Origin of the sequence: Nonomuraea cavernae (genome assembly GCF_040655715.1) — a bacterium.
Lineage (GTDB): Bacteria > Actinomycetota > Actinomycetes > Streptosporangiales > Streptosporangiaceae > Nonomuraea > Nonomuraea cavernae_A.
This window is the reverse complement of the sequence record NZ_JBFAKL010000067.1, coordinates 1-3313: the sequence shown is the minus strand read 5'-3', so window position 1 is coordinate 3313 and position 3313 is coordinate 1. Positions and strand designations below refer to the sequence as shown.

Genomic DNA, 3313 nt, shown 5'->3' with positions numbered 1-3313 from the left:
GTGGTGTTCTATCTCGACGAGCAGGGCCGACGGCGGTCTATCCCCGCAGCGTGGACGGACGTGGTGGCCGATGACCCGTTTCGGGTCATGGCCGCGGGGCGGTGTCCGTTCCGGACCGTGGACCTGGTGGCGCTGGCGGATCTGATCGATCGTCGGACCTCGTAACGCTCCCGCGCGGACTCCTGATCATGACCAGGAGTCTGCGCCGCGAAATGTCGGAAGATTACGCCGCGTCGATGCATCCCTGTCCCCGCAGTCCCGTTCGGCTATCCGCCTGGGCTGGTGATTATGCCTCGGGATCGGGATGACTGAGCTTGCCTTCCAGAACACGCGGCGTAATCATCTGAGCATAGACCGTGACAAAGTCGCCGGGAGAGAGCATGGACGGCAAGGCAGCGGTGCTGACAGCGGCCGGAGTGTTCAACCAGCGGGCCGACGCGGTGGTCGATCCGCTGTTCTCCTCCTCGGCGTTCTTCGACGCGCGTGATCTCGTGCAGGTCAAGTACGAGATGGTGCGCAAGGTCCTGGTCGATCGGGTACCGGTCACGGTGGCCGCCGCCGCGTTCGGCTTCTCCCGCGCCTCGTTCTATACCGCCGCTGCCGCACTGGACGCGGCGGGCCCGGCAGGGCTGGTGCCGGGCAAGCCCGGCCCCAAAGGGCCGCGCAAGCTGACCAAGCCGGTCATGGACCGGGTCGAACAGTGGCGGGCAGCCGATCCGAGGCTCAAAGGCCGGGCGCTGGCCAAACTCATCGAAGCCGAGTTCGGCTTCCCGGTGCATCCGCGCTCGGTGGAGCGGGCACTCACGCGACGACGCGAACCCCGCGACCCGGAGGCAGCGACTGGGCGCTGACCTCCTGCGACACACCCAACCCAGCCAAGATCAGTGAATACTACGAAAGTCTGCGCGCGGCAGTGCTCGGCGGCAGTGGAAACGGCCGACGGCACGCCTGGAGCGTGCTGGCCCGCTCCGGCATGGCGGCGTGGGCGGCGGCCGTGGCCCTCATCTCGACCCCGCGCCGGGCCCCGGCATCTGGTCCGGCACCGGAGCCGGACCGGCCGACGACAGCGGCCCTGCCAGACGGCGGGCGGTGCGCGCATCTGGTGGATGTGCTGGCTGCGCTCGTCATGGAGGCCGCGCCAGCCGCCACGCCAGCCGCGCCGGCACCGATGGTCCTGAACTCAGACAGCAGGAGGCGGTTATGCACCGGGACATGACCGGATCGGCGAAGGTGACCGCCGAGCATCTGCGGCGCGACGCCTACCTGTATGTCCGCCAGTCATCGCTGAAACAGGTGGCCAACAACACCGAATCGACCTGGCGGCAGTACGACCTGCGAGGCCGGGCCATCGCGCTCGGCTGGGCCGATGCGCAAATTACCGTGATCGACACCGATCAGGGACGCTCGGGTGCCAGCTCAGCCGATCGCGACGGGTTCCAACGCCTGGTCGCCGAGGTCGGCCTGGGCAGGGCCGGGATCGTGCTCGGGCTGGAGGTCTCCCGGCTGGCGCGCAACAACACCGACTGGCACCGGCTGCTGGAGATCTGCGCGCTGACCTCGACCCTGATCCTGGACGAGGACGGCCTCTACGACCCCAGGACGTTCAACGACCGGCTCGTGCTGGGCATGAAGGGCACCATGTCAGAGGCCGAACTGCACCTGCTCGGCGCCCGGCTACGCGGCGGCCAGTTGTCCAAGGCCCGGCGCGGGGAGCTCAAGCAGGCCCTGCCCATCGGCTACTGCTATGACGGCGCCGACCACCCGGTCCTGGACCCCGACGCTCAGATCCGCGGCGCCCTGGAGCGGCTGTTCGCCCTGTTCGCCCAGACCGGCTCGGCCCGCGCCGTGGTCATGGCCTTCGCCCGGGACGGACTGCTGTTCCCGGCGCGAATCCGGTCCGGGCCACGCAAGGGCCAAGTGATTTGGGAGCCACTCAAGCACTGGCGGGTGCTGTCGGTACTGCACAATCCCTGCTATGCGGGGGCGTTCTGTTACGGGCGGCGCCGCACCATCCGCACCCCGGATGGCCGTGTCGGGTTCGAGGTGCTGCCACGTGAGCAGTGGGACACGCTGATCGCGGACCACCACCCGGGATATATCAGCATCGGCCAGTGGGAAGCCAATCTGGCCCAGCTGGCCGGCAACGCCCAGTCCCGGGGCCAGGAACGCAAAGCCGGGCCGCCCCGCGAAGGCCCTGCCCTGCTGCAGGGACTGGTGCTCTGTGGCCGATGCGGCCGCCGGATGACGGTGGGCTACCGCCAATACCGTGACCAGCTCTGGCCCGACTACCGGTGCATGACCGAGGCGATCCAGAACGGCACCCGTATCTGCCAGCGCATCCCCGGCGCCAAACTCGACCATGCGATCGCGGACCTGCTGCTCACACTGCTCACCCCGCTGGCCGTGGAGACCGCCCTGGCCGTCACCGAGCAGATCGCCGCACGCGAGCAACAAGCCGACCGCCTACGCGCTGCCCACGTTCAACGCGCCGAGCAGCGCGCGGATCTGGCCCGCCGCCGCTACCTGGCCGTCGACCCCGGCAACCGGCTGGTCGCCGACACCCTGGAGGCCGACTGGAACGCCGCCCTGCGCGAGGTGCGCGCAGCCAGACAGGAGTACGCAGCGGCCACCAGCGCCGCCGTCCCACTTGCGCAGGCCACCCGGACGCGCTTGACCGCGCTGGCCGCCGACGTCCACACGCTCTGGCACGACCCGGCCACCCCGATGCGGGAACGCAAACGCATCGCGCGCCTGCTCATCACCGACATCACCTTGAACAAGGCAGACCAGCTGACCGCCTGGATCCGGCTGAGCGGCGGGCAGAACCACACGCTCACGCTGGACAAGCCCGTCGGCGGCGGCAAATCCTGGCAAACCCACCCCGACACTGTCACGCTGATCGACGAACTCCTGGGCGAGTACACCCATCGGCAGATCGCCGCGATCCTCAACCAGCGCGGAATCCGCAGCGGTAAAGGCCGCACCTACAACGCGCTGATGGTCCGCGACATCCGCGACGCCTACCAACTGGTCCACCGCTACCAGCGGTTACGCGAGCAGGGCCTGCTCACCGTGGAGGAGTACGCGCACGCGGTGGGGACCACGCCCCAGACCGTGAAGATCTGGCGACGCAACGGCCTGATCACCGGGATCGCCTACAACGACAAGAACGGCTACCTGTTCCCCGCACCCGGTCCTGACGCCCCACGTCCGGCGCAGGGCAGACCCTTCGCCGACCGCCGGCCACCCGGCTTCGAAGTCAAACCCCCTCGAAAGTATCGAAGGAGAGCAGTATGAAACCCGAGTCTTGTCG

At 68.8% G+C, this 3313-nt stretch carries 3 protein-coding genes; all 3 read left to right on the top strand.

From position 1 onward, the window contains the following. A complete protein-coding gene (locus AB0I38_RS40175; protein WP_358496087.1) occupies positions 1 to 165 on the top strand; it encodes a DUF5372 family protein in 165 nt (54 codons plus the stop codon). Between the two features lie 215 nt (positions 166 to 380). Further along, a complete protein-coding gene (locus AB0I38_RS40170; RefSeq protein ID WP_358496084.1) occupies positions 381 to 851 on the top strand; it encodes a helix-turn-helix domain-containing protein in 471 nt (156 codons plus the stop codon). Positions 852 to 1212: 361 nt separating this feature from the next. Beyond that, positions 1213 to 3297 (top strand): recombinase family protein, encoded by a 2085-nt coding sequence (locus AB0I38_RS40165; RefSeq protein WP_358496081.1) that lies wholly within the window; start codon positions 1213 to 1215, stop codon positions 3295 to 3297. The last annotated feature ends 16 nt before the right edge of the window (positions 3298 to 3313 follow it).

Excerpts from the sequence above, each read along its gene's own strand:
- AB0I38_RS40170 (WP_358496084.1), top strand. The coding sequence starts at position 381 with ATGGACGGCAAGGCAGCGGTGCTGACAGCGGCCGGAGTGTTCAACCAG.
- AB0I38_RS40165 (WP_358496081.1), top strand. The coding sequence starts at position 1,213 with ATGACCGGATCGGCGAAGGTGACCGCCGAGCATCTGCGGCGCGACGCC.